The following is a 20,560-nucleotide window of genomic DNA, read 5'->3' as shown; positions in this document are numbered from 1 at the left end:
CATCGCGAGTGTATGGCCGCTCACCGACAAGCCCGCGGACCTCGATCGGCAGGTCCGCAAACCCGCACCGCGCTTCGAACTCGTGCGTCACACCCGACACTTCAGCACCGCCGGAGGGCCAGTGAGATGTTTGCGAATCGGATAGCGCGGGCGATATCAGTCACCCCCTACCCTGGAGCGGGTGAGCACTCACCGCACCCTGATCCTGCTGCGGCACGCCAAGTCGGACTATCCGCCCGGAGCGGCCGACCATGAGCGTCCGTTGGCGCCGCGCGGGATCCGGGAGGCCGGACTGGCCGGCGAATGGCTGCGCGCTCACGCGCCGGCCGTCGATGCGGTGCTGTGTTCGACCGCCACCCGTACCCGACAGACTTACGCGCAAACCGCACTGACGGCCCCGGTGCGCTATGTCGACGATCTCTACGACGCGATGCCCGGAACCGTGATCGCGACCATCAACACCGTCGCCGACGACGTCGACACGCTGCTGGTGATCGGTCACGAGCCAGCGATGTCGCGCGTCGCACTGGGACTGGCCGGCGATGGCACCGATAGTGCTGTAGCCCAACAGATCTCGGAGAAGTACCCGACGTCGGGAATCGCCGTCCTTCATGTCGTCGGCAGCTGGGCGGACGTGGAGCTGGGATCGGCCGCGCTGGTGGCGTTCGCGGTTCCTCGCTAGACGTGCGCGCCTAACGCACCGGGCGATCAAACGGCAACGACGCGAATCAGGCCCTCGAGCCCCGCGAAATCCTGGGCGTTGCGACTGTAGAGGTCGAGCCGATTGGCGTGCGCCGTTGCTGCGATCAACAGATCCGCGAAGCGGCTTCGTGGCTTTCGTCCTTCGCGCGCCACTGCGGCGACAACGAGGCCATAACTGCGGACGGCGGACTCGTCGAAGGGGATGGGCTCCAGCCGGGATTCCACCTCCTGCAGCCGGGCCTGGCGCTTGGCCGCCTCGAGGGCCGTCGTCGCCAACAGCGGGCCGGCAGCCAACTCGGCAGCAGTGATGGCCGATATCGCCACCTCGCCGGGAAGCGCAGCAATGACCGCCGGGTCGTGCCAGTCGATCACGACCGAGGTGTCCAAGAGACCGGACGTCACCTCAGATTCCCTGGTCGATGACCCGGTCGAGGTCGGCCCGGAACTGACGATGGTCAATGCGCACCGCCGTACCCGCCAGTGCAGCGACTTCGCCGCGCGTGATGAAAGTGCGACGCGCAGCCCGCAGCGGGCGAAGTTCGGCCACCGGCTCGCCATTGCGGGTCACGACGAACGTCTCACCAGCCACCACCGCATCGACCACCTTCGCATTGTTGTTGCGGAGATCCCGCTGAGCGATGGTCTTGGGCATGACGCAACTGTAGCAATGGGTGCTACGGATAGCTACGAGCCCGCGCTCGGGATCAACGAACCAATAGTCCGGTACAGCTCGGCACCTTTGCGGACGGGCTCGACGTAGCGAGGCGTCCGTTGTACCGATTGGTCGGCATCGCTCAAACCATGCCCTGTTGACCGAGTTGGATCGCGAGGTCGACCAGATCCTCAGTCAGTTCACCACTTTCGACCATGTCGATCGGACGCCGATCCTCAAGGCCTTCATCGGCGCGATACCACCAGTCCAGCGTTCCCCACGGGTCTGCGTCGCATTCCAGCTGACGGTTCGCATAAGCCACGATGGGGCGGATCTGCTGACGCATCGGGTCGATCTGGAACTTGGGATACCGATATTGATTGCCGATCTTGACGCCCAGCAGTTCGTGTGCGCGGCGTATATCGTTGCCGCGATATAGCGACAGCAATATATTATCTTGGTGTCCCGCCGAGATGGTCAGCTATGGCACATTGAGCTAAGCGAAGAGGTGGACGAGTGGTTGCAGGCGTTGTCTGCCAAGGCCACGGCACAAGCCGTCCGGGCCTTGGATCTGCTCGCGGTGCGTGGGTCCTCATTGCGGACGCCGCACAGCCGAAAGCTCGACGACGACCGGTGGGAACTGCGGTTTCGGTGCGAGCGGGTGAATCAACGTATTACCTACACGGTGGAGCTTGAGCGCCAGGTGATCACACTGACTACGTTGCGCAAGCAGCGCAACAACGAACGCAAGGAAGTGCAGCGAGCACGCAACGTGTTACGTCGCCGGCAAGGCAAGGGATAAAACGATGAGCAGCTACAGCGACCGTCGCGAACAGATTCTGGCTGAACTTGCCCCTGACGATCGGGCTGCGTTCGACGAGGCTTATGCGATCGCAGGTCTGGTGATGGAACTGGCTGAGACCGTCTACCGTGCTCGCGAGACCGCGGGGCTGACCCAGGCTGAGCTGGCCCGCAAGATGGGCACCACGCAGTCGGCAATCGCATCCATCGAATCCGGAGCCCGCACTCCGACGGTCGAGCTGCTCGAACGCCTCGCCCGCGCCTGCGGGCAGCGACTCACCATCCGCATCGCTGCCGCCTAACCCAGGAGTCGCACCGCGAGCAACGAAGGAGTCGTCGATCCGAGGCCCTCTACCCGGGGCGAACTCGCCGGCCGATCGCATCACTGAGTGCATCGAGCTCGGTCAATACGTCGGCGGCAGCCCAGACGCGATTGCGCGCGCCCGTCGACAATATTTCAAGGATGCCGACCTCCATCAGCCGTCCGAGTGCCCGGTATGTGCTGGCATCTGTCGTTCCCGTGATCTGTTGGGCGGTATCGGCATTGAAGATCGGAACGTCCAAGAGGCTCTCGAGTAGAGTCTCGTCTGCAGAGCCGGACCGTGGGCGCGCCACTGACCGCCAGTGGTCGGGCAGTTCGGCGAGACGAACTGCAGATTCTTCCGCAGCGCTGCTCGCATGTACGGCGGCTTCGGCGAGGTAGCCGACAAATTGATCGGCGTCACCGCGGCGGTAGTTGGTGAGCCGCCCGAAATAGTCGTCGGTATTGGCCAGCATGACCGAGGCCAGCGGCACCGTAACTCGTTGGGTGAGCCCCCGCCTGCGGAGGATGGCGCTGATCAGCGCACGTCCGATACGGCCGTTGCCGTCGGTAAAAGGGTGGATCGATTCGAACTGGGCGTGGGCGATAGCGGCCTGCGCGACGATCGGCAGATCTGTGCGGTTGGCGAATACCAGCAGGTCCTCTACGAGAGAAAGCACTAACTCGCGTGGTGGCGGTACATAGAGCGCCCCGATCGGTGTGTAGTCGCTGCCACCGATCCAGTTCTGGACGTTGCGCAGCTGCCCGGGGCTGTCGGCGTAGGGGTCGGGGGCCATCAGTAGTCGATGGGTTTCCAGGACCGCTTCGAGAGTAAGAGGACCAGCGTCGGCCGCGTCAACAAGTTGCATCAACGCCCGAACGGCAGCGAGTTGAGATTCCGCCTCCGCGCTGGCATTTCCGCCTGCGAAGGCTTTACCGAACGCACGCCATCCAGCGTCGATGTGCTCGATCTTGGATGACGCCACGGACTCGCTCCGGAGCAAGAAATCCGCTAAGGGTGCAAGATGCTGGCCGAATCCGGCTTCCAGGCGAGCGACGGCAACCAGGGCGGCCTCATGCGCGCGCGCCACTGCACCCACCGGGTCATAGTCCAGGTCGCCAATCATTGGAGGTAGCGCCACTTCGATCTGCTTGAGCATGCGATCGTCACGGTTACCCTGTCGCGTACGAGGCGCCCACTCACGCTGCTCAACGTGATGCGCAGGCCAGCCCATAGCGAACCCTTCTCACGTAACCGATACCAAAGCCATCTTTAGTATAGTTTTATATCTTGAAAGTTAGCTATAGCGCTGTCATGTCCCGTTCCCCGGTCAGTCCGGAGCCCCAAGGCCGAGATGCTCCTCTCAGCGATACCGCTGTCGGCGGCGCAAACCCGAGTACGTGCGGATTGCAGTGAGGCGGTTACGGGAACACCGCAAGCCTGCCGACCTCGTTCGAGACGGCGAGTACCAACGCGTATTGGCGCTCATCGACGCGATGGCGGAGGGAGTGTTCGTGTGACTCCGCTTCCCAACTCCGGCCCGGATTTGACGCATACACCGACCTGACCGTTCATGCACAGGATGCACCGCCTGGAACTCACGAATAGCCGGACTGTCTTACCATCCACGCTCATGAGCAAGGCGAAGAAAGCGCCTCGCCAGGGCTTGTCGTCGGACGCACCGCACCGTGTCGAATTCTTCCAACGGCGCCCAAATGAGGACCCAGAACAGAGCGCCCCCGGCCTGGAATTCCTGCGCGCGTGCCCATCCAAGGTGCAGGCGACGATGCTCGCGGTTCTCAAGGCCGTCGCCGAGGCACCACCGAAACGCTTCGCCGGCGGTGGGCACTGGGAAGCGATGCACGGGTCCATGAGCGGCTGGCACGAGGTCCGCGTCGACGGGTCGAAGCCGCGCAGGCACTATCGCCTGTTTTGTCGCGTGGACACCGAAGCGCTCGGAACGGACCGGCCGATCCTCGCGGTGATCACGGGCATGAGCAAGGCTGTACGAACGACGTTCAGCGAAGCGGACCACCTCAAGGTGCGCGAGCTGGGAACTGAGTATTTCAGCCGCAACCCGCGTTCTGTGAAAAACGGCTAGGCACTTACCGCGAGCATCGGCTTGGTGATCCGTTCACGCTCCTCGGCGGACATGGGAGTCAACGTGACCTTCAACCCCAGGGCCGCAGCAAGTTCGGCCACGGTGGCAAGGGTCGGGTTCACAGTCTGCGCGGACAGCAGGCGGCGCACGACGCTGGGATGAGAACCGATCGCGCGGGCGAGCCGCGCCTTGGTGAGGTTGGACGCTTCTCGTGCGTCATCGAGCTGATTGACGACGGCGTCGATCGCAGCGATGCGCGCCGTCTCAGCGGCATAGCTGCGGGCGAACTCTGGATCTGCGAGCCGCTCGGCCAACAGAGTGTTAAACGTCTCCGACATGGTCAACTCCTCACGCAGGTGCGTGACTTAAATGTTACGCAGGTTGCAAATGGAGGACAAATCCAGGTGTCGCCAGGGGCGGAGATCGACGACGAGCCATGCCCGGTGCCGTTTCGATGTCCGCCCCGAAGGACCAACTTCGGCCCGTGGCAGCATGTCAACGCCCCCGCGAGCTTCGCCACCCCCCAGATCATCGCCCGCAACGCCGGCGCCGGCTCCACCCCATGACCGTCAGGGCGCTGGAGTGATAGATGCTCCCCCGGGTCTGGATGGCGTGGCCGAGCCCGAGCACATTGATTTGTACGCCCATTGGGCGCACAATCGGCCGTATGGCTGAGCAACGTGGGAAGACCGACCCGGACCGCGGCAGGCCTGCCGGGAAGCCAGTTGCGAGCAGTGCCCAAACTGGGAGGCACATCGCACCGCGCGACTGTTCCAATAAGACAATCCGCGTCTCGGCAGACGGTAAGTGGACATCCGGGGAGCGAAAGACCAGTCGCCTCACCGCGAGGCTGACGCCCGACCAAGACGCGATCATTCGCCACGCCGCTGAACTCACAGGAACCGATATCACGAACTTCACCATCACGACGCTGCTGGCACGCGCCGCCGACATCTTGGCCGACCGCAGGCTCTTCATCTTGGACGACGCCGCATGGACCGAGTTCAACGCGATGCTCGACGCACCGGCTTCACCCAAGCCTCGACTCGAGAAATTATTTTCCGAACCCAGCGTCTTCGATACGACGCCCGAGAGGTGAGCTATAGCTTCCCCCGGCCAATAGCCCAGGCCGACGAAGTCGCTGCGTTCGACAGCGGCGAACCCAGCTTGGACGATTACTTGCGGCGGAAGGCGCTGGCCAACCACATCGAGGGCGGCTCCAGGTGTTTCGTCACCACGATCGGAAGGCGGGTGGTCGGTTACTACTGCTTGGCGGCGGGGTCTGTTCAGCACCAGGACGCGCCAGGCAGGGTGCGCCGAAATATGCCGCGACCGGTGCCGGTGATTCTGCTGTCCCGGCTCGCCGTCGACCGAGAGGAGCGGGGTAACGGGCTGGGCAGTCATCTCCTGCGGGACGCGATCACCCGATCAGCGCAGGCCGCCGACACCATTGGTGTGCGCGCGATCCTGGTGCACGCACTGCACTCAGATGCCGCCAGTTTTTACCGGCACTTCGACTTCATGCCAAGTCCAACCGATGACCTGCATCTGACGCTACTGATCAAGGACGCCCGCGCACTGCTCGGAGGGTAGAGAAAGTCCTGAAGTAGGTAGAGCCAGAACAGTCTCACCCGTCAGATCATCGCCCGCAACGCCGGCGACGGCTCCACTCCCATGACCGTCAGGGCACTGGAGTGATAGATGCTCCCCGGGGTCTGGATAGCGTGCCCCAGCCCGACGTGGGCGTCGCGCCAGAACCGCTGCAGCGGATTGTTCCGGCGCGCGGCGTTGCCCCCGGAGCGGGCGAAGATCGCATCGGCGGCGGCCACGGCCCGCCAGGCGCAGCGAATCTGGTTGCGCCGCACCAGCGAGCGATCCTCGAAGCTGATCTCCTTGCCAGCATCGGCGAGGTCGTACATTCTGCTGATGCCGTCCAGGAGTTGCACGCGTGAGGCGGCGATGTCCGCGGCGGCCTCCGAGATCGCGTAGAGCACGTACGGGTCGTCCTTGATCTTGGTGCCGGTGGCGGCGACCCGGTCGCGCTGATAGTCCAGGTGGGCAGCCAGTGCGCCCTCGGTGATCCCGATGAGCGCGGAGGTGATCCCGAGCGGGAACATCGTCCAGAACGGCAGCTTGTAGAGGGGCTCGGTGCGACCGGCCGCCTCGGCAGCGCTCGCGCCGGAGGCGACGTGCTCGAAGTCGATGGTGCGGTAATCCGGGATGAAGGCGCCGTCGACGATGATGTCCTTGCTGCCGGTGCCCGACAGGCCGATGACATCCCAGGAGTCCTCGACGATGGTGTAGTCGGCGCGCGGCAAGACGACGTGTAAGACCTTGGGCGGCATGGTCTCCGCGACGCGCGCACCGAGGAAGATCCAGTCGCAGTGATCGGTGCCCGAGGAGAAGTTCCACCGCCCGGTCAACCGATAGCCGCCCTCGACCGGAGTCGCGACGCCTTGTGCGGCATAGGGGGACGCGATCCAGGTGTCGGGATTCTCGGCCCAGATCTCGGCTTGCAGCCGGCGGTCCATCAGCGCCATCTCCCAGGGGTGCACTCCCCCGACGCCGCACACCCAGCCGGTGGAGCCGCAGTGCTTGGCCACCGCCATGACCGCCTCGGCGAAGTCGCGCGGGTGGGCGGCGTAACCGCCGAAGTCGGTCGGCTGCAGCATCCGCATCACGCCGGCTTCGCGAATCAGCGCCACCGACTGCTGCGAGAGCTTGCCCAGGCGTTCGCTGTCTTCGGCGGTGTCCGCCAGCTGGGCGGCGATCTTCTCGACGCGCTCGACGACTTCGTGCGCCATAACCGGCACCTCCTGCTCTCTGCGGAACCCCCGGCGGGATCCGTTGGTGTCAGTACCGTACTCCCGATTTGTCCAAATGGTCAATCCATATGGTCAATCCATTTGTGCAACTGCTCTCGCCCTGGCTAACCTGCCTTCATGGGCAACCGTGAGGATCTGCTGGAGGGCGCCAAGCGCTGCCTCGTCGAACGAGGCTGGGCGAACACGACGGTGCGCGACATCGCCGCGGCGGCCGGCGTCAGCCACGCCGCCATCGGCTATCACTTCGGCAGCCGCGAACGCCTGCTGGTGCAGGCCCTCTTCGAAGAGCTCGACGAACTCGATGCCCGCATGTCCCCCAACGGGCAGCCGGCGGCCACGGCCGTGGAGCGATGGCAGGCGGTGCTGGAGTCCTTCACCACCGACAAGGCACTGTGGACCTCGCACCTGGAAGCGATCGTGCAAGCCCAACGCAACGACGAACTGCGCGCGCGCCTAGCCGAAGGCCAGGAGCGTGCTCGCGAGGAACTGGGCGGCTCCGTCGCACTGGCGGTGGTGCTGGGCATGATGATTCAGTCGCTCATCGATCCCGACAGCGCGCCGACGGCGACGCAGGCGGTTGCGGAGCTGCGGGAGCTGGCCAACGCCCCCACGCGCACCACACCGCGGCAACCATCGTGAGGCGGGTGAGCGGCACCGCGCGCCAACCGAATCGGGCAGCACTGACCGATTTTCCTGTGCGGCACTGAGAATTTGTCGTCGCCGTCATCAATTTCGAAGTTCTTGAGTGAAATTGATGCCGAAACGCAAACTGTCACATAGGATCATGCCTCATGATGAGGCGCAACGTCCGGCGGACCGCCAGCGCCATGCCAGGCCTAGACATCGCTGAGCAGCGGTCCTGGCAGAATTTCTTGACGACCACCATGGGCATGTTCGGGGCCTTGAATCGGAAATTGATGGACGCACACCAGTTGACGCTGGCCGATGTGAAAATCCTGGCCATCCTGCGTGATTCACCTGTCGACGGTGCCAGAATGGGCGATCTCGCTGAGGCACTGCTGTCCCACCCAAGCCGTATAACCAGGCATATCAGCCGACTTGAAGACGAAGGGCTGGTGCTGCGAACACCACGTCCGGGCGACCGGCGTGTGGTAGTAGCCACCAGCACCGACAAGGGTCGAAAGATGTTGCAAAAAGCCAACGTTACCTATGCCGAAGCGGTTAGATCCGAGTTCCTCGGGCACCTGTCACGGCCGCAGATCGCAGCGTTGGGTGAGAGCTGCCGACAGATCGGCGCAGCATTCACCGACCCCGAGCAGTAGGCAGCGATTTCGAGCGGTAGGCACGATTCGGGTCACCGCCGGTCTCGGCAGTAGTCCGATTTGACGGGATGCCTAGCGAACCAATGATTGTTGGACGATGTTGGCCACAGCGGCCTGCTCCAGGATCCCGGCCGGGGTGGGCTGCCGCGGTGCGTGTCATTCGGCCACCGTCGGACAGCCACGATCGAGGAACTGTTGCCGACATACGCCGCGTTGGACTTTGCCGCTGGAGGTGACGGGAATGCTCCGCGGCTGCACCAGGCCTATTGAGTCCGCCTGAATCCCGTGGTGCGAGGCGAGCGCGGCCTGCACTGCGTCCACCATCTCGGTGAGATCGCCTTCGGTGACTCGTTCGCGATCCACCTCCTGCACCATAACGAGCTCCGCGGCACCCGATTCCGGCGTGACCGCAAAGACCGCACTGCGCCCCGAGAGAAACGCGGGGTGACATCGTTGTCCCAGCCGCCAGAGCCGAACGAGGCGATGCGGCGGGTTGCCCGCTCGCCGCGCGTCTCCCGGCACGACTGAGCCCGGTGGTGTTCGTCTGCTCCACGTACGACGAACGGTTCACCGTCGAGACCGCTCGATTGCGGGCAGCCGACGCTCACCACGTGGCTCGCCCGACATGCCGCCACCGCACAGGCCAAACGCACCGCTCGGGCATTTGTGTGGACAGAGGAAGGCCATGCTGCCGTGCTGGCCTACTTCACCCTGTCGACGCACGAGATCGTGGCGGCCGACCTGCCGCGCCGTCTCGCCCGCGGCATGCCCGAGCGCATCCCGGCGGTACTGCTGGGCAAGCTGGCACTCGACAGGCGACTGCACGGACGGGGTTTGGGTGGGCAGTTGCTGTTCGGCGCCTACCACCGCGTATTGGCCGCCACGCGTACCGTCGCGGCCCGTTACCTCGTGGTCGACGCCATCGATGATGACGCTGCCCGGTTCTGCGAGCACTACGGCTTCCTCCGTTCGCCGGCCGAACCGTCCCTGCGCATGGTTCGCAAACTCGGCGACATCCAGGCCGACGTCGGGCTCTGCTGAATTCCGCGGCGAGCGCGCGAAAAACCGGCAATCTTGCCGGTATGTCGTCCGGGAACACGGCCGCCCGCGCAGAGTTTGGACCCCGAACCACGCAGATCCGCCGCGATCGCCCGGTCCATGACGTCCAACTCGCGATACCTCAGCCGGCCTTCGTCTTCACCGTCACCGTTGTAGGAGAAGCTGAACGCCACCTTGCCGCGATAACGTTCGGCCTGCCGGCGCAATAGGTCAACCAGGGTATGTGCGGTGGGCATGATGTCCTCGCGTCTCTCGGATACGACCGCGGTCGCCGGGCCCTTAGCGGAACCGACGACCGCGATCGGCGATCTACGACCCGCCGGGGTCAGCCGGGATTGCCAGCTTTGCCGGTGCTCCCGCCGACACCGGGGCCGCCGTCGGGTGTGCCAGTGCCGCCGGTACCGGCGCTGCCGCCGGGACCTCCAGCACCACCATCACCAGGCTGCCCGGTAGTACCGGTGCCAGTGGGGATTCCAGCCCTGTTGCCGTTGCCGCCGGTGCCACCGACGCCGCCGTTGCCGCCGTCGCCACCGCCGCCCTGGTTGCCGCTGGTGCTTGTGCCACCCATGCCACCGTTGCCGCCGGTCCCGCCGGTCCCGCCGGTCCCGCCGTTACCACCGTCAAAGGCATTGCCGTCAGCGTCGACACCGCCGAACCCGCCACGGCCTCCCGTGCCGCCCGTGCCGCCGACACCGCCGGCACCGCCCTGCCCGCCATCACCGCTGATCGCGGTGCCGCCCGCGCCACCTTGGCCGCCGATGCCGGCAGTCCCGCCGTCACCGCCGTCAGTGCCTGGCGCGGTAGTGGAGTTGCCACCATAGGTGCCGTTCACGCCGGCCCCACCGGTGCCGCCCTTACCGCCAGCACCGCCGTTACCGGTGCCCGTCGCCGCACCTCCAACACCACCCACACCGCCGGCCGCGCCAGTCCCGCCAGCCACGCCAGGTCCGCCGGTCCCGCCGATCCCGCCGGTTCCGCCGTCGACCGCGTCAGTACCCTCACCGCCGTGACCGCCGACACCACCGATACCGGCGGCGTCGGAGCCGCGCCCACCGGTACCGCCCTGGCCACCGGCACCCGCGTGCTCACTGCCGGCCTGAAGACCCAAGGGGTTGTTGGTCGGTATCGTCGTCCCGCCGCTGCTACCGCCGGCACCTCCGGCACCGCCAACGCCACCGACAAGGCCGCTTCCGCCCACACCGCCGCTTCCGCCGTTGCCACCGGACGCTGTGCCATCGCCACCGGCGCCGCCAGTACCGCCGGCGGCCCCAGTCGCTCCTTCGGTAGTGACACTGTTGGCAGCGCCGCCGTTACCACCGTTACCGCCGACGCTCACGCCGCTGTCAGCGCCGTCACCCCCGTCGCCGCCGGCACTGCCGACAACAGGCGCGGTGCCCTGACCGCTTGCACCGCCGTTACCGCCGTTGCCGCCGCGGCTGAAGGTGCCGGCGCCGTTGTCCCAGCCGGTGGCGTTACCACCGGCGCCACCATTGGCGCCGATGGCGCCATCGGACAAGCCGCCACCACTGGCACCGCCGTTACCGCCGTTACCACCCTGGAACGTCGCGGTGCCGCCGTCCCCAGCGCGCCCGCCGACAACAGCGGACCCGGTGCTACTGAAGCCAGACCTGCCTCCGTTACCGCCGTTACCGCCCGTGGTCTTGACGGTGTCATCACCGGTTGCGCCATTGCCCCCATTTCCCCCGGCACCCGCCGCGCCACCGGTGGCAGCGCCTTGGCCACCGTCACCGCCGTTACCGCCTTTGCCGGCAATGCCATCGGTGGCGTCACCGCCGGTGCCACCATCTCCACCCGCTCCACCGGTGTAGCCGGAATTGGCCTGGCCCCCGGTGCCGCCCGCTCCACCGCTGCCACCGTTGAGACCAGCACCACCGGCACCACCTGCACCACCGGCACCACCGATGTAGCCGCTGCTACCCGACGAGCCGACGCCGCCAGCACCGCCGTTGCCGAGGTAGTTGCCAGCGCCGTCTTGGTAGGCGTCACCGCCGTTACCACCGGCACCGCCGGCAGCGCCGATGTCACCTTCACCGAAGGCACCGTCCTGCCCGGCGTGGCCAAACCACGCGCCGCTAAAGTAGCTGGAACCTCTAGCTCCGCCGGTGCCGTTCGAAACGCCGCCCGTGCCGCCCCGCCCGCCGTTGCCGCCGTCGACGTGGTCGGCGGTTCCGCTAGCACCGTCACCGCCGTTACCGCCGACCCCAGCGGCACCGCCGTTGCCGCCGTTGCCGAACATGAACGCGCTGCGCCCGCCGGAGCCGCCAATGCCGCCCCAGCCGCCCCAGCCGCCGTCGCCGCTGCCACCATCGGCGAAGGTGCCTAGAGCGCCGTCGGCGCCGGCCCCGCCGTTGCCGCCGGCCCCGCCGTTGCCGAACAGCCAGGCGGACGCGTCACCGCCGAGTCCACCCGCGCCGCCCTGGGCCCCGGAATCGGGCGCCCCGTCGCCACCCGCGCCGCCCGCCCCACCGTTGCCCATCCACAAGCCACCTGCGCCACCGGCCCCGCCGGCGCCACCCTGGGCACCGGCAACACCGGCCCCGCCGCCACCGCCGGCACCGCCGTCGCCGAGCCAGCCGGAGGCGTTGCCGCCGTTGCCGCCGGCAATGCCGGCGACATCGGAGTTCCAGCCATCGCCGCCGTCGCCGAACCACAGTCCGCCGGCCCCACCGTCAGGGTTCAGTTCGGTGCCATCGGCGCCGTCGCCGATGAGGAATTGGCCGGCCACGGTGTTGATGGCACCGTTGACCATTGCACCGAAATCACTGTTGATCCAGCTCTCCAAGGACGTGTGTATTGGGGTGTAGATCCACTGATCAATCATCGTGGCCCAACCACCCGGGTCACCGGCATCGGCTGCACCCAACGAGGGTGTTAGCCAGGCACCGAAGTCCCATCCGCCCACAGTGTCGGTGGGGTCGGCAGCCACCCACGCCGACGGGTCGAACAGGTCCGCCAGCCAATCGAGCCCATCGGCCTGGGCCGGTGGCGCGGAAGTCAGCGGGGCCATGCCGAAGGCCAGGAACGCACCGGCAGCGCTACCGGCTCCGAGCACCCGTGCGTGGCGCCGGGATTCCGATTTGTTGGTGGTGTGACGACGACTCATGGTGTGCATACCTCTCTGAAAAGTCATAGTGGGCAACGAAGATAGGGGCGGAGTCGATTAGGACGCGGTGAACAGGTCCTGCAGCCAGTCGGTCGCTGCCGCACTCATGCCGCCGTCATCAAGGGCATCGGTAGCCAGCAGCGGCAGATCGGTTCCGGCCAACGGTGGGGTCACCACGACCGCGCCCTTGCCGTCCCAACCCGAACCCAGCAGCGCCCCGACAGTTTGTCCCCAGGCCTGCCAGGCCGCGATCGGGCCGATCGCGGCGCTGTCCAACTCGAGCGTGCCAAGGATGGGAACCCCGCTGAACTCCAAGCCGACACTTTGGAAGAGCGAGCCACCGACCGCAGGGACCGAAGCCGCGATCTGACCGCCCGCACCGAGCACCTCATAGGGGCCGACCTGCGCCGCGCCGGTGCTCAGCAGCCCGCCGAATGCGAAGTCCAGATGCTCCATGGTCATCCCGGCCGGGAAGAACCCGGCATCGTTGATCATCGGCAACAGCGCATCCAGGTTGAGAGTGGCGCCGTTGAAGAAGGCCCCGCCCATATTCGTCAGGGTGTCGCCGAAGCTGTCACCGTCGGTGATGCTGTTCATCAACGCGATCCACGGACTGATGCCCGGGCCCAGCATCCCCATTAGGACCGCACTTTGTGGAGAGCCCAACCAGTCGATGATCGGCAGGACCATGTTGGGGTCGATATCGGGCGGCAAGTAGCCTGCGACCTGCCCAAACATCAGGTTATGGGCGTCGTCCATGGCGTGGTTGAGGACCGTGGCGCGGGTTTCGGCGGTCATGTCCTGCATCGTGAACCCGGTGATCACCGCATTGAGATACAGCTGGATCTGCTCGTTGATCGCGTTGGTGGAGCCGGCCGGGTCGTTGAGCAGTTGGTCCCAGTAGCCCATCTGGTTGGCCATGAACTGCTGCATCCCCACACTGGGAGCCAGATACCAGTTGTTCATCATCGTGGTCAGATTCGCCGAGGCGGCGTTGAACACGTCCTCCCACGCCCCGGTGAGCTGCACGACAGGGGACGCGGTATCGACCCGTTCGGGCAGTGGCGCGGCCGCCGGTGTGACTGCGACGAGGCCGGCGCCCACGATCGCGACACCGGCGGTGGCGTAGGGACGAATTGCTAACGGCATTGCCATCTCCTCAGAGCTCACCTTCAGTTCAACGGGTACAAGGTTCGAAAGGCCCTTTATGTGGGCCGAAATGAGAAATTACCTCAGAAGAACTCAGGTTCCTACAGGTTTCGGGCGTGGTTGAATGATCCGTTCGCGGCTGGCGATTCTCCGCAATCCAATAATGAGCGAAAATAGCTGATCAGCCCCCATCATCAGGGACTCCAGCAACATATACTTGCGATCGACACAATTGCATTTGGAAATATTATGGAAATTGATTAGAACACGTTCATAAATCTGACGACGACCGGGACGGGACGCGTTATAGACTCATGACCTGCAACTATTTCCTGAGTGAGCATTTGACACGCGTCGAGTATCTGACGGATCGTCGCCTCCGCGCTGCCGCCCTCACGGTCTCCGCATGGCAAACCGCTGCAGGACCCATTGACAGTGCGCACGCAAGGCACAAGTAATTCGCGAAAAGCACCACAACCAGCAGCGCAGCGCGCCTGGGCATTAGTCACAGGCCAGGAGCTAGCCGTCGTATTGAAGTAATATTTAGATAAGCGAACAGGATGAACCAACCGGGCTCAGAGCAGCTCAAACCCTGGCGGCTCCGCAGCCTTCGCCCGCTGAGTGATCCGACGACACCCGTCGCCCATCGCGATCATCTGCCGACGCGACATCTGATCGAGGTAGTACCTGCGGACATCCTGTGCATACGCCTCCGCGGCAGGCTTGACCTTCGCCCGCCCCTGGCGGGTGATGACGGCGACCACACCTCGCAAATCCATCGTGCTGCGGGCGCGGCGCACCAACCCTTGCGACTCCAGTCGCCGAACCTGTTGGCTGATCCGACTGCGATTGACCATCAACTCCTGTGCCAAGTCACCCATCCGCGCCCACCCACCAGGCTCCCTGTTAAGGATGTCCAGCAGCAAGAAGTCGAACTGAGCCGTCCCGGTAAGTCCGGAGACTCCCGATCTTGGGAGGATTCGAGTTATGGGACGTGCAAGCAGGTATCCCGCTGAGCTTCGAGAGCGCGCGGTGCGGATGGTGGCCGAGGTCCGCCCGCAGTACCCCTCGGAGTGGGCGGCAATCACCGCGGTGGCCGGCATGTTGGGAATCGGTACTGCGGAGACGCTGCGGACCTGGGTTCGTGGCTCGCAGGTCGATTCCGGTCAGCGACCCGGTGTGACCTCGGCGATGGCCCAGGAGAACAAGGCGTTGCGCCGCGAGATCGCTGAACTGCGCCGCGCCAATGAGATCTTGAAAGCAGCGGCGATTTTCTTCGGGGCCGAGCTCGACCGGCCCGGGAAACGGTGATTCGGTTTATCGCCGAGCACAAGGACTACCAGGTGCCCGGCTCTGATGGTGGGGCCGGGCTTCGCTGGGGTGTCGAGCCCATGTGTGCGGTGCTGTCGGCCAACGGGGTGTCGATCAGCCCGTCGACCTACTACGAGTGGATCAACAAGACCCCGACGCGCCGCCAGGTGCGCGAGGCCGAGCTAGTCGAGATCATCAGCACTCAGCGCAACGACGCCAAGACCGGCAAGTTCGTGCAGACCCTGGGCTCACGCAAGATGTGGATCCGGCTGCGCGGCCAGGGCCACGATGTGGCCCGTTGCACGGTGGAGCGGATCATGCGCGCCCAGGGCTGGGAGGGGGCCCGCTATGGGTCCAAACACAAGACCACGATCAGTGACGACAGCCATGCCCGTTACCCGGATCTGGTCGATCGCCATTTCTGCGCTCCGACGCCAAATCGATTGTGGGTAGCCGACTTTACGTATGTGGCGACCTGGAGCGGTTTTGTCTACGTGGCCTTCGTGATCGATGCGTTCAGCCGTCGCATTCTCGGCTGGAGGGCAGCGAGGTCGATGACCACGCCGCTGGTTCTTGACGCCCTCGAGCACGCATTCTTCACTCGGGCTCAAGAGGGGCACTACGATCTGCGTGGCCTGATTGCGCACAACGACGCTTAAGCGCCCAGTACACGTCGGTGGCGTTCACGCAGCGGCTCATCGACGAAGGAGTGGACCCCTCGGTCGGGTCGGTCGGCGACGCACTGGACAACGCGCTCGCCGAGACGACCGTCGGTTCGTTCAAGAACGAGCTCATCCATCGGCAAGGCCCGTGGCGCGACGTCAGCCAGGTCGAACTCGCCACCGCCGAATGGGTCGACTGGTTCAACACCGAACGTCCCCACGACTACCTCGACGACTTCACCCCCGCAGCCGTCGAAGCGCTTCACTACGATCACAGGCACACCCCACCGAAGGCGGGGTGATTCAAGGAAATCAGTCCCCGGACTTACCGGGACGGCTCACACAGCGTGAGCTGGTTCTCCGCGAGAAGTCGCCGGCTTAGCATGTCCACCAGTCGAGCCGATGCGTTCAGGAACTCCTGCCAGCATTCCTGCTCCACATCATCGAGCCCCGGCAAGCGATTCGTCGGCGGCCCGGCAGTCGTCTCCTCCACGGCGGGCGACGGTATCCAACATGGTCGCTCCGCACGAGAGGAAACGCTGGCAAATTCAATTGTCACCGCAAATCCACCACCCAACGGTGGCGATCGGCAATCTTCGAGTCGGCGACGTTGCGCTGGTCATAGACTTCTCGATCCCGTATCAGAAAATTTTCAGACTGAACTACCTAGTTCACGACAAAAGCTACTCGCGAGTAGCTTTTCGTAACGCGTTCCCTCGCAAGTACTAGATAGCTGGATGGTCGTTTTTTGAGTATTACACGGTGCTCAGATGCAGTAAAGAGCCAAATCTGCAGTTTGCTGAATAACATCGTTATTGCAACACGTTTCAAGTCCCTCGACGGGTGACGGGACAATAGTGCAGAGAGCGGTCCTGGCAAACCCGCCGAAGGAGGTTCGCCCACAGAGAGCGACGAACACGGTTTCGTCGTGCACGCCTGCGGCGCCGCGTCATCCCAGCAAACTCTCCGTCGGCGCACTTCGATCAAACCTCACCGGCCACGGCCGCAGGATTCTGGTACCCATGCTCCATAACCGTCACAGTTGCCCCGCTCACCGACTGGATTGGGCTGCCGCCTTAGGCTCCTTTGGAATCACCCGTCACGCACTCCAACGGCGGAGCATTGACGGCGCGGCAGGTGTCGAACAGAGCGTGCATCTGCGCGCGCGATAAATCGAGTTATGCGCGCAAATCACCAACGCCTAGGTCGTCAATGCACCGATGGGCTGTGCGCGTCCGGTACACCTAACACGCCGGAGCACGCCCCGCCGGCCCTAGAGGCCGAGTGCGCATCTGCACGTCCCGGGCGTTCGGTCTGCGTCGCCATCCGGCTTCGCGTCAACTCCGGTACGTCGGCCCACTCAATCACCGCGGCGCCCCGCGATCCATCCGAGCCGGCAGGTGATAGGAGCAACACGTTAGAGATCGTGAACTTATACGCCTCAAGGAGTTTGGTGTCTATGTTGGCAGATTGACTTTCGGCCAGCCGGGTACCTCTACCGGTTTCGGCGTCGACCTCTGCGAGTCCCGGTACCTACCCCGCCGGAGACTCCAGGGCCATCGCATCCATGACAACAGGGGCCAGGCGATGCGCTGACCGACCCGTCGGCAAACAGAATTCAAGCTCAGCGACACTCAGGAATTCGCCAGACTAGCGGCGGCCGGCGACGGTACGCGACGCTCGTTTCCCGGTCATTTTCCTATTGGTTTTACACTGGTATCAATTTTGCTGTGAACTACCTGCTTAAAAGCCGAATACTGTCATGAGTGCCATTCACTGCGCATGCTATCAACGCATTTGTGCAGCTAGTCGCCATGTTTAGCGCACAGACCACGCGATAAGACGTCGTATTTCGCAGCTCATCGTTGTTACCGAGTCTGCCTGTAATGCAATGGCACCTCACGCACACGGCTTCCGCGCGCACCGGTTGAGCGGTCACCGCAAAGCTCGCCACTCGCGGCCAGGGCTGTATGTGCGCCTCAGAAATCTGGTCGGACCAAACGCCCTCCACATGGCACTAAAGGGGCCGTAGCTACCAGGCTCTGGATGTGCTTCGGACCCCGATTCGTCGCCTTACGCCGGCATCAGTCGACTTCCTCTTGCCTGTCATCGGAGCCGGTGGCGGCGTAGCTGTTCGGCCGGTAAAGCGCTCGTCGACGTCTTCGCAACCGTCGGACATGCTGCACTCCCACCGCCACCGGACGGGTCAAACAACTACTCAGAGACGGCGCTATGGTCGCGATCGCCTAGCCGCCGGAACGCCTTTGGCGCCCTATTGAATCCAGCTGATTACGCTGCCCGGTGCCGACTCACCCGCGGGCGCGCCGCTGAGGAGGGCCTTTCAGCCGGGAAACGTTGAGCGAAGCATTGATCCGCCTGCAGCCGTCGACCAGGCTGACCATGTGCTCGTGCTGAAGGTAGTCCAGGTATTGCACGCGGACCTCCCGCGCATAGGTTTCCAGCACTGCGTTCAGATGCATGTGACCCTCACTGGTGATCCGCGGCAACATGCCGCGCGCATCGCGCCGGTTCGGACTACGCGTGATCCAGCCCAGCCCTTCTAGTCGGCGGATCTGGGTGTTCAACTGCCCCTGCGATATCCACAGTGCCCGAGCCAGGGCACAGAGCCGATGGTTCCGGCGATCCGGCCTGTTGAGCAGCTCCAGCAGCAGCACGTCGCGAATGGAAATGTTGTGGGCGTCCATCAACGACTCGTTAAGCCCTGCCAGCACATTGAGCGAGCAGCTCAGAAATTGTTGCCAGGCACGCTGCTCGATCCCGTCGAACCCAGGTAACGGCAGCACGGGTTGGAGTTCGTGTATTGCGTCCACGGCGCGCGACGCTAGCTGAGACTGGGTCGCCCGCGCTGCAAAAATTCAGGGATGCTCAGTATTTCTCGCGGATTCGTCCCGGCGAGAATGACGTTCAGCGACGTCTGGTTCGTCCGGATTGCTCTGGTCAGCGAGATACTCTGGCTCCCAACAGAACACTTCCAACTAGAACTAGTTGGTTCAGAATGAAAACCTCGTGTCGTGTCACCAGTTGCTGTACACCGCGGGCGTCGATTCCGTCACATCGCTGCGACGGCCCGCGTCAAGCAACGCCGCCATCGGCTATCACTTCGGCAGCCGCGAACGCCTGCTCGTACAGGCCCTCTTCGAAGAGCTCGACGAACTCGACGCACGCTTGTCCCCCGAGGGACGGCCCACGACGGCTGTGGACGGATGGCAGGCGATACCACCACCGACAAGGCCCTGTGGACCTCGCATCTAGAAGCGACCGTGCAAGCCCAACGCCTGCTAGGAGCTCAAACGTGCACCAGGAGTGCGCGACTCGGTCTCTGTGAGTCGTCTACACCCGATCAACGGCTGAATGGCCGATCGGAAGCCCCTATCCGCGGCGGACCCGCCGACCGATCGCATCACTGAGTGCATCAAGCTCGGTCAACACGTCAGCGGCAGCCCAGACACGGTTGCGCGCGCCCGTTGACAATATTTCAAGGATGCCGACCTCTGTCAGCCGTCCGAGCGCCCTGTATGTGCTGGCATCTGTTGTTCCCGTGATCTGTTGCGCGGTGTCGGCATTGAAGATCGGGACGTCCAAGAGGCTCTCGATGAGGGTCTCGTCTGCAGAGCCCGACCGCGGGCGCGCAACTGACCGCCAGTGGTCGGGCAGTTCGGCGAGATGGACTGCCGATTCTTCCGAGGCGTTGCTCGCATGTACCGCAGCCTCAGCGAGGTAGCCGACAAACTGGTTGGCGTCACCGCGGCGGTAGTTGGTGAGCCGCGCGAAATAGTCATCAGTATTGGCCAGCATGACCGATGCCAGCGGCACCGTAACCCGTTGGGTGAGCCCATGTCGGCGGAGGATGGCACTGATCAGTGCACGACCGATGCGACCGTTGCCGTCGGTGAACGGGTGGATCGATTCGAACTGGGCGTGGGCGATCGCGGCCTGCGCGACAATCGGCAGATCTGTGCGATTGGCGAAGACCAGCAGGTCTTCCACAAGAGAAGGCACTAACTCGGGTGGTGGCGGTATGTACAGCGCACCGATAGGTGTGTAGTCGCTGCCACCGATCCAGTTCTGGACGTTGCGCAGCTGCCCGGGGCTGTCGGCGTAAGGGTCAGGTGCCATCAGTAGTCGATGGGTTTCGAGGACCGCTTCGAGGGTAAGTGGACCGGTGTCGGCCGCGTCAACAAGTTGCATCAACGCCCGAACTGCAGCTAGTTGGGATTCTGCCTCCGCGCTGGCGTTTCCACCTGCGAAGGCTTTGCCGAATGCACGCCATCCAGCATCGATGTGCTCAATCTTGGATGACGCCACAGACTCGCTCCGCAGCAAGAAATCCGCTAAGGGCGCGAGGTGCTGGCCGAACCCGGCTTCGAGGCGAGCGACAGCAACCAGGGCAGCCTCATGCGCGCGCGCCACTGCACCCACAGGGTCATAGCTCAGATTGCCGATCGTTGGCGGTAACGCCACTTCGATCTGCTTGAGCATGCGGTCGTCACGGTTACCCTGGCGCGTACGAGGCGCCCACGGACGCTGTTCGGCTTGATGCGCAGGCCATGCCATAGCGAACCCTTCTC

The 20,560-nt window shown here is 64.4% G+C and carries 21 protein-coding genes and 2 pseudogenes; 11 read left to right on the top strand and 12 right to left on the bottom strand.

Annotation, left to right across the window (positions count from 1 at the left end):
• The first annotated feature begins 181 nt into the window (after positions 1-181).
• The gene (locus K3U94_RS07075; protein ID WP_220696041.1) at positions 182-682 is read left to right on the top strand and encodes a SixA phosphatase family protein; all 501 of its coding nucleotides are present in this window, start codon (positions 182-184) and stop codon (positions 680-682) included.
• A gap of 26 nt (positions 683-708) precedes the next feature.
• Here the strand turns inward: K3U94_RS07075 and K3U94_RS07070 are convergent, their stop codons facing one another.
• The 3 genes from K3U94_RS07070 to K3U94_RS07060 form a co-directional block, all read right to left on the bottom strand.
• Positions 709-1,089 carry a type II toxin-antitoxin system VapC family toxin gene (locus tag K3U94_RS07070; RefSeq protein WP_230987482.1) on the bottom strand — a complete coding sequence of 127 codons (381 nt, stop codon included), beginning with the start codon at positions 1,087-1,089 and terminating at the stop codon, positions 709-711.
• A gap of 16 nt (positions 1,090-1,105) precedes the next feature.
• The gene (locus K3U94_RS07065; RefSeq protein ID WP_220696040.1) at positions 1,106-1,354 is read right to left on the bottom strand and encodes a type II toxin-antitoxin system Phd/YefM family antitoxin; all 249 of its coding nucleotides are present in this window, start codon (positions 1,352-1,354) and stop codon (positions 1,106-1,108) included.
• A 142-nt stretch (positions 1,355-1,496) separates the two neighbouring features.
• Positions 1,497-1,802 carry a hypothetical protein gene (locus K3U94_RS07060; RefSeq protein ID WP_220696039.1) on the bottom strand — a complete coding sequence of 102 codons (306 nt, stop codon included), beginning with the start codon at positions 1,800-1,802 and terminating at the stop codon, positions 1,497-1,499.
• A 12-nt stretch (positions 1,803-1,814) separates the two neighbouring features.
• Between K3U94_RS07060 and K3U94_RS07055 the strand changes: the two genes are divergently transcribed.
• Together K3U94_RS07055 and relB are read left to right on the top strand one after the other, a co-directional pair.
• The gene (locus K3U94_RS07055; protein WP_220696038.1) at positions 1,815-2,156 is read left to right on the top strand and encodes a type II toxin-antitoxin system RelE/ParE family toxin; all 342 of its coding nucleotides are present in this window, start codon (positions 1,815-1,817) and stop codon (positions 2,154-2,156) included.
• Between the two features lie 4 nt (positions 2,157-2,160).
• Positions 2,161-2,457 (top strand): type II toxin-antitoxin system RelB family anti-toxin, encoded by a 297-nt coding sequence (gene relB / locus K3U94_RS07050; RefSeq protein WP_220696037.1) that lies wholly within the window; start codon positions 2,161-2,163, stop codon positions 2,455-2,457.
• Between the two features lie 49 nt (positions 2,458-2,506).
• Here the strand turns inward: relB and K3U94_RS07045 are convergent, their stop codons facing one another.
• Positions 2,507-3,691 carry a Fic family protein gene (locus tag K3U94_RS07045; RefSeq protein WP_220696036.1) on the bottom strand — a complete coding sequence of 395 codons (1,185 nt, stop codon included), beginning with the start codon at positions 3,689-3,691 and terminating at the stop codon, positions 2,507-2,509.
• 184 nt (positions 3,692-3,875) lie between these two features.
• Between K3U94_RS07045 and K3U94_RS23630 the strand changes: the two are divergent.
• Together K3U94_RS23630 and K3U94_RS07040 are read left to right on the top strand one after the other, a co-directional pair.
• Positions 3,876-3,977 (top strand): annotated as a pseudogene (locus tag K3U94_RS23630) (antitoxin Xre/MbcA/ParS toxin-binding domain-containing protein); the annotation flags it as partial.
• A gap of 113 nt (positions 3,978-4,090) precedes the next feature.
• Positions 4,091-4,558: a hypothetical protein gene (locus K3U94_RS07040; RefSeq protein ID WP_220696035.1), complete on the top strand. Its 468-nt coding sequence runs from the start codon at positions 4,091-4,093 to the stop codon at positions 4,556-4,558.
• Here K3U94_RS07040 and K3U94_RS07035 read toward each other — a convergent pair.
• On the bottom strand, positions 4,555-4,896 hold the full coding sequence (locus K3U94_RS07035) for a helix-turn-helix domain-containing transcriptional regulator (protein ID WP_220696034.1): 342 nt from the start codon (positions 4,894-4,896) through the stop codon (positions 4,555-4,557). The two genes, K3U94_RS07040 and K3U94_RS07035, sit on opposite strands and share 4 nt — an antisense overlap.
• Positions 4,897-5,225: 329 nt before the next feature.
• Between K3U94_RS07035 and K3U94_RS07030 the strand changes: the two genes are divergently transcribed.
• Both K3U94_RS07030 and K3U94_RS07025 read left to right on the top strand, forming a co-directional pair.
• On the top strand, positions 5,226-5,657 hold the full coding sequence (locus K3U94_RS07030; RefSeq protein ID WP_220696033.1) for a type II toxin-antitoxin system TacA family antitoxin: 432 nt from the start codon (positions 5,226-5,228) through the stop codon (positions 5,655-5,657).
• Positions 5,654-6,151 (top strand): GNAT family N-acetyltransferase, encoded by a 498-nt coding sequence (locus K3U94_RS07025; protein ID WP_230987480.1) that lies wholly within the window; start codon positions 5,654-5,656, stop codon positions 6,149-6,151. Before K3U94_RS07030 ends, K3U94_RS07025 begins: the two co-directional genes overlap by 4 nt.
• 41 nt (positions 6,152-6,192) lie before the next feature.
• On the opposite strand, the gene K3U94_RS07020 is transcribed toward K3U94_RS07025, so the two are convergent.
• A complete protein-coding gene (locus K3U94_RS07020) occupies positions 6,193-7,362 on the bottom strand; it encodes an acyl-CoA dehydrogenase family protein (RefSeq protein WP_220696031.1) in 1,170 nt (389 codons plus the stop codon).
• Between the two features lie 138 nt (positions 7,363-7,500).
• On the opposite strand from K3U94_RS07020, the gene K3U94_RS07015 reads away from it, so the two are divergent.
• Together K3U94_RS07015 and K3U94_RS07010 are read left to right on the top strand one after the other, a co-directional pair.
• Positions 7,501-8,022, top strand: coding sequence for a TetR family transcriptional regulator (locus K3U94_RS07015; RefSeq protein ID WP_220696030.1), 522 nt, complete (start codon positions 7,501-7,503; stop codon positions 8,020-8,022).
• Positions 8,023-8,174: 152 nt separating this feature from the next.
• Entirely contained in the window at positions 8,175-8,666 is a 492-nt protein-coding gene (locus tag K3U94_RS07010; RefSeq protein WP_230987475.1) for a MarR family winged helix-turn-helix transcriptional regulator, read from the top strand.
• A 156-nt stretch (positions 8,667-8,822) separates the two neighbouring features.
• On the opposite strand, the gene K3U94_RS24410 is transcribed toward K3U94_RS07010, so the two are convergent.
• Complete coding sequence (locus K3U94_RS24410) at positions 8,823-9,188, bottom strand: hypothetical protein (protein WP_434084906.1); 366 nt, start codon at positions 9,186-9,188, stop codon at positions 8,823-8,825.
• 144 nt (positions 9,189-9,332) lie between these two features.
• Here K3U94_RS24410 and K3U94_RS23625 point away from each other — a divergent pair, with 144 nt between their 5' ends.
• Positions 9,333-9,707, top strand: a complete 375-nt coding sequence (locus K3U94_RS23625; RefSeq protein ID WP_230987474.1) for a hypothetical protein — start codon at positions 9,333-9,335, stop codon at positions 9,705-9,707.
• Positions 9,708-10,050: 343 nt separating this feature from the next.
• Here K3U94_RS23625 and K3U94_RS24115 read toward each other — a convergent pair whose 3' ends face one another.
• The 3 genes from K3U94_RS24115 to K3U94_RS24110 all read right to left on the bottom strand — a co-directional run bounded on the left by K3U94_RS24115 (position 10,051) and on the right by K3U94_RS24110 (position 15,101).
• The gene (locus tag K3U94_RS24115) at positions 10,051-12,849 is read right to left on the bottom strand and encodes a PGRS repeat-containing protein (protein ID WP_267878351.1); all 2,799 of its coding nucleotides are present in this window, start codon (positions 12,847-12,849) and stop codon (positions 10,051-10,053) included.
• A gap of 57 nt (positions 12,850-12,906) precedes the next feature.
• Positions 12,907-13,998 (bottom strand): outer membrane porin GjpA, encoded by a 1,092-nt coding sequence (gene gjpA, locus K3U94_RS06990; RefSeq protein ID WP_220696028.1) that lies wholly within the window; start codon positions 13,996-13,998, stop codon positions 12,907-12,909.
• Positions 13,999-14,573: 575 nt separating this feature from the next.
• Complete coding sequence (locus K3U94_RS24110; protein ID WP_267878350.1) at positions 14,574-15,101, bottom strand: MarR family winged helix-turn-helix transcriptional regulator; 528 nt, start codon at positions 15,099-15,101, stop codon at positions 14,574-14,576.
• Between K3U94_RS24110 and K3U94_RS06980 the strand changes: the two are divergent.
• Positions 14,986-16,273 (top strand): annotated as a pseudogene (locus K3U94_RS06980) (IS3 family transposase). The gene K3U94_RS24110 and the pseudogene K3U94_RS06980 sit on opposite strands and share 116 nt — an antisense overlap.
• 2,007 nt (positions 16,274-18,280) lie before the next feature.
• On the opposite strand, the gene K3U94_RS06975 reads toward K3U94_RS06980, so the two are convergent.
• Positions 18,281-18,802 (bottom strand): MarR family winged helix-turn-helix transcriptional regulator, encoded by a 522-nt coding sequence (locus K3U94_RS06975; RefSeq protein ID WP_230987469.1) that lies wholly within the window; start codon positions 18,800-18,802, stop codon positions 18,281-18,283.
• A 559-nt stretch (positions 18,803-19,361) separates the two neighbouring features.
• Positions 19,362-20,546, bottom strand: a complete 1,185-nt coding sequence (locus K3U94_RS06970; RefSeq protein WP_220696026.1) for a Fic family protein — start codon at positions 20,544-20,546, stop codon at positions 19,362-19,364.
• Between the last annotated feature and the right edge of the window lie 14 nt (positions 20,547-20,560).

The organism is Mycolicibacter heraklionensis, assembly GCF_019645815.1.
Taxonomy (GTDB): domain Bacteria; phylum Actinomycetota; class Actinomycetes; order Mycobacteriales; family Mycobacteriaceae; genus Mycobacterium; species Mycobacterium heraklionense.
The sequence above is the reverse complement of the archived record's forward strand: the minus strand, read 5'-3'. Positions and strand labels throughout refer to the sequence as shown.

Excerpts from the sequence above, each read along its gene's own strand:
- K3U94_RS07065 (WP_220696040.1), bottom strand. The coding sequence starts at position 1,354 with ATGCCCAAGACCATCGCTCAGCGGGATCTCCGCAACAACAATGCGAAG.
- relB (WP_220696037.1), top strand. The coding sequence starts at position 2,161 with ATGAGCAGCTACAGCGACCGTCGCGAACAGATTCTGGCTGAACTTGCC.
- K3U94_RS07045 (WP_220696036.1), bottom strand. The coding sequence starts at position 3,691 with ATGGGCTGGCCTGCGCATCACGTTGAGCAGCGTGAGTGGGCGCCTCGT.
- K3U94_RS07040 (WP_220696035.1), top strand. The coding sequence starts at position 4,091 with ATGAGCAAGGCGAAGAAAGCGCCTCGCCAGGGCTTGTCGTCGGACGCA.
- K3U94_RS07035 (WP_220696034.1), bottom strand. The coding sequence starts at position 4,896 with ATGTCGGAGACGTTTAACACTCTGTTGGCCGAGCGGCTCGCAGATCCA.
- K3U94_RS07030 (WP_220696033.1), top strand. The coding sequence starts at position 5,226 with ATGGCTGAGCAACGTGGGAAGACCGACCCGGACCGCGGCAGGCCTGCC.
- K3U94_RS07020 (WP_220696031.1), bottom strand. The coding sequence starts at position 7,362 with ATGGCGCACGAAGTCGTCGAGCGCGTCGAGAAGATCGCCGCCCAGCTG.
- K3U94_RS07015 (WP_220696030.1), top strand. The coding sequence starts at position 7,501 with ATGGGCAACCGTGAGGATCTGCTGGAGGGCGCCAAGCGCTGCCTCGTC.
- K3U94_RS07010 (WP_230987475.1), top strand. The coding sequence starts at position 8,175 with ATGATGAGGCGCAACGTCCGGCGGACCGCCAGCGCCATGCCAGGCCTA.
- K3U94_RS24115 (WP_267878351.1), bottom strand. The coding sequence starts at position 12,849 with ATGAGTCGTCGTCACACCACCAACAAATCGGAATCCCGGCGCCACGCA.
- gjpA (WP_220696028.1), bottom strand. The coding sequence starts at position 13,998 with ATGCCGTTAGCAATTCGTCCCTACGCCACCGCCGGTGTCGCGATCGTG.
- K3U94_RS24110 (WP_267878350.1), bottom strand. The coding sequence starts at position 15,101 with ATGCCGGCCACCGCGGTGATTGCCGCCCACTCCGAGGGGTACTGCGGG.
- K3U94_RS06970 (WP_220696026.1), bottom strand. The coding sequence starts at position 20,546 with ATGGCATGGCCTGCGCATCAAGCCGAACAGCGTCCGTGGGCGCCTCGT.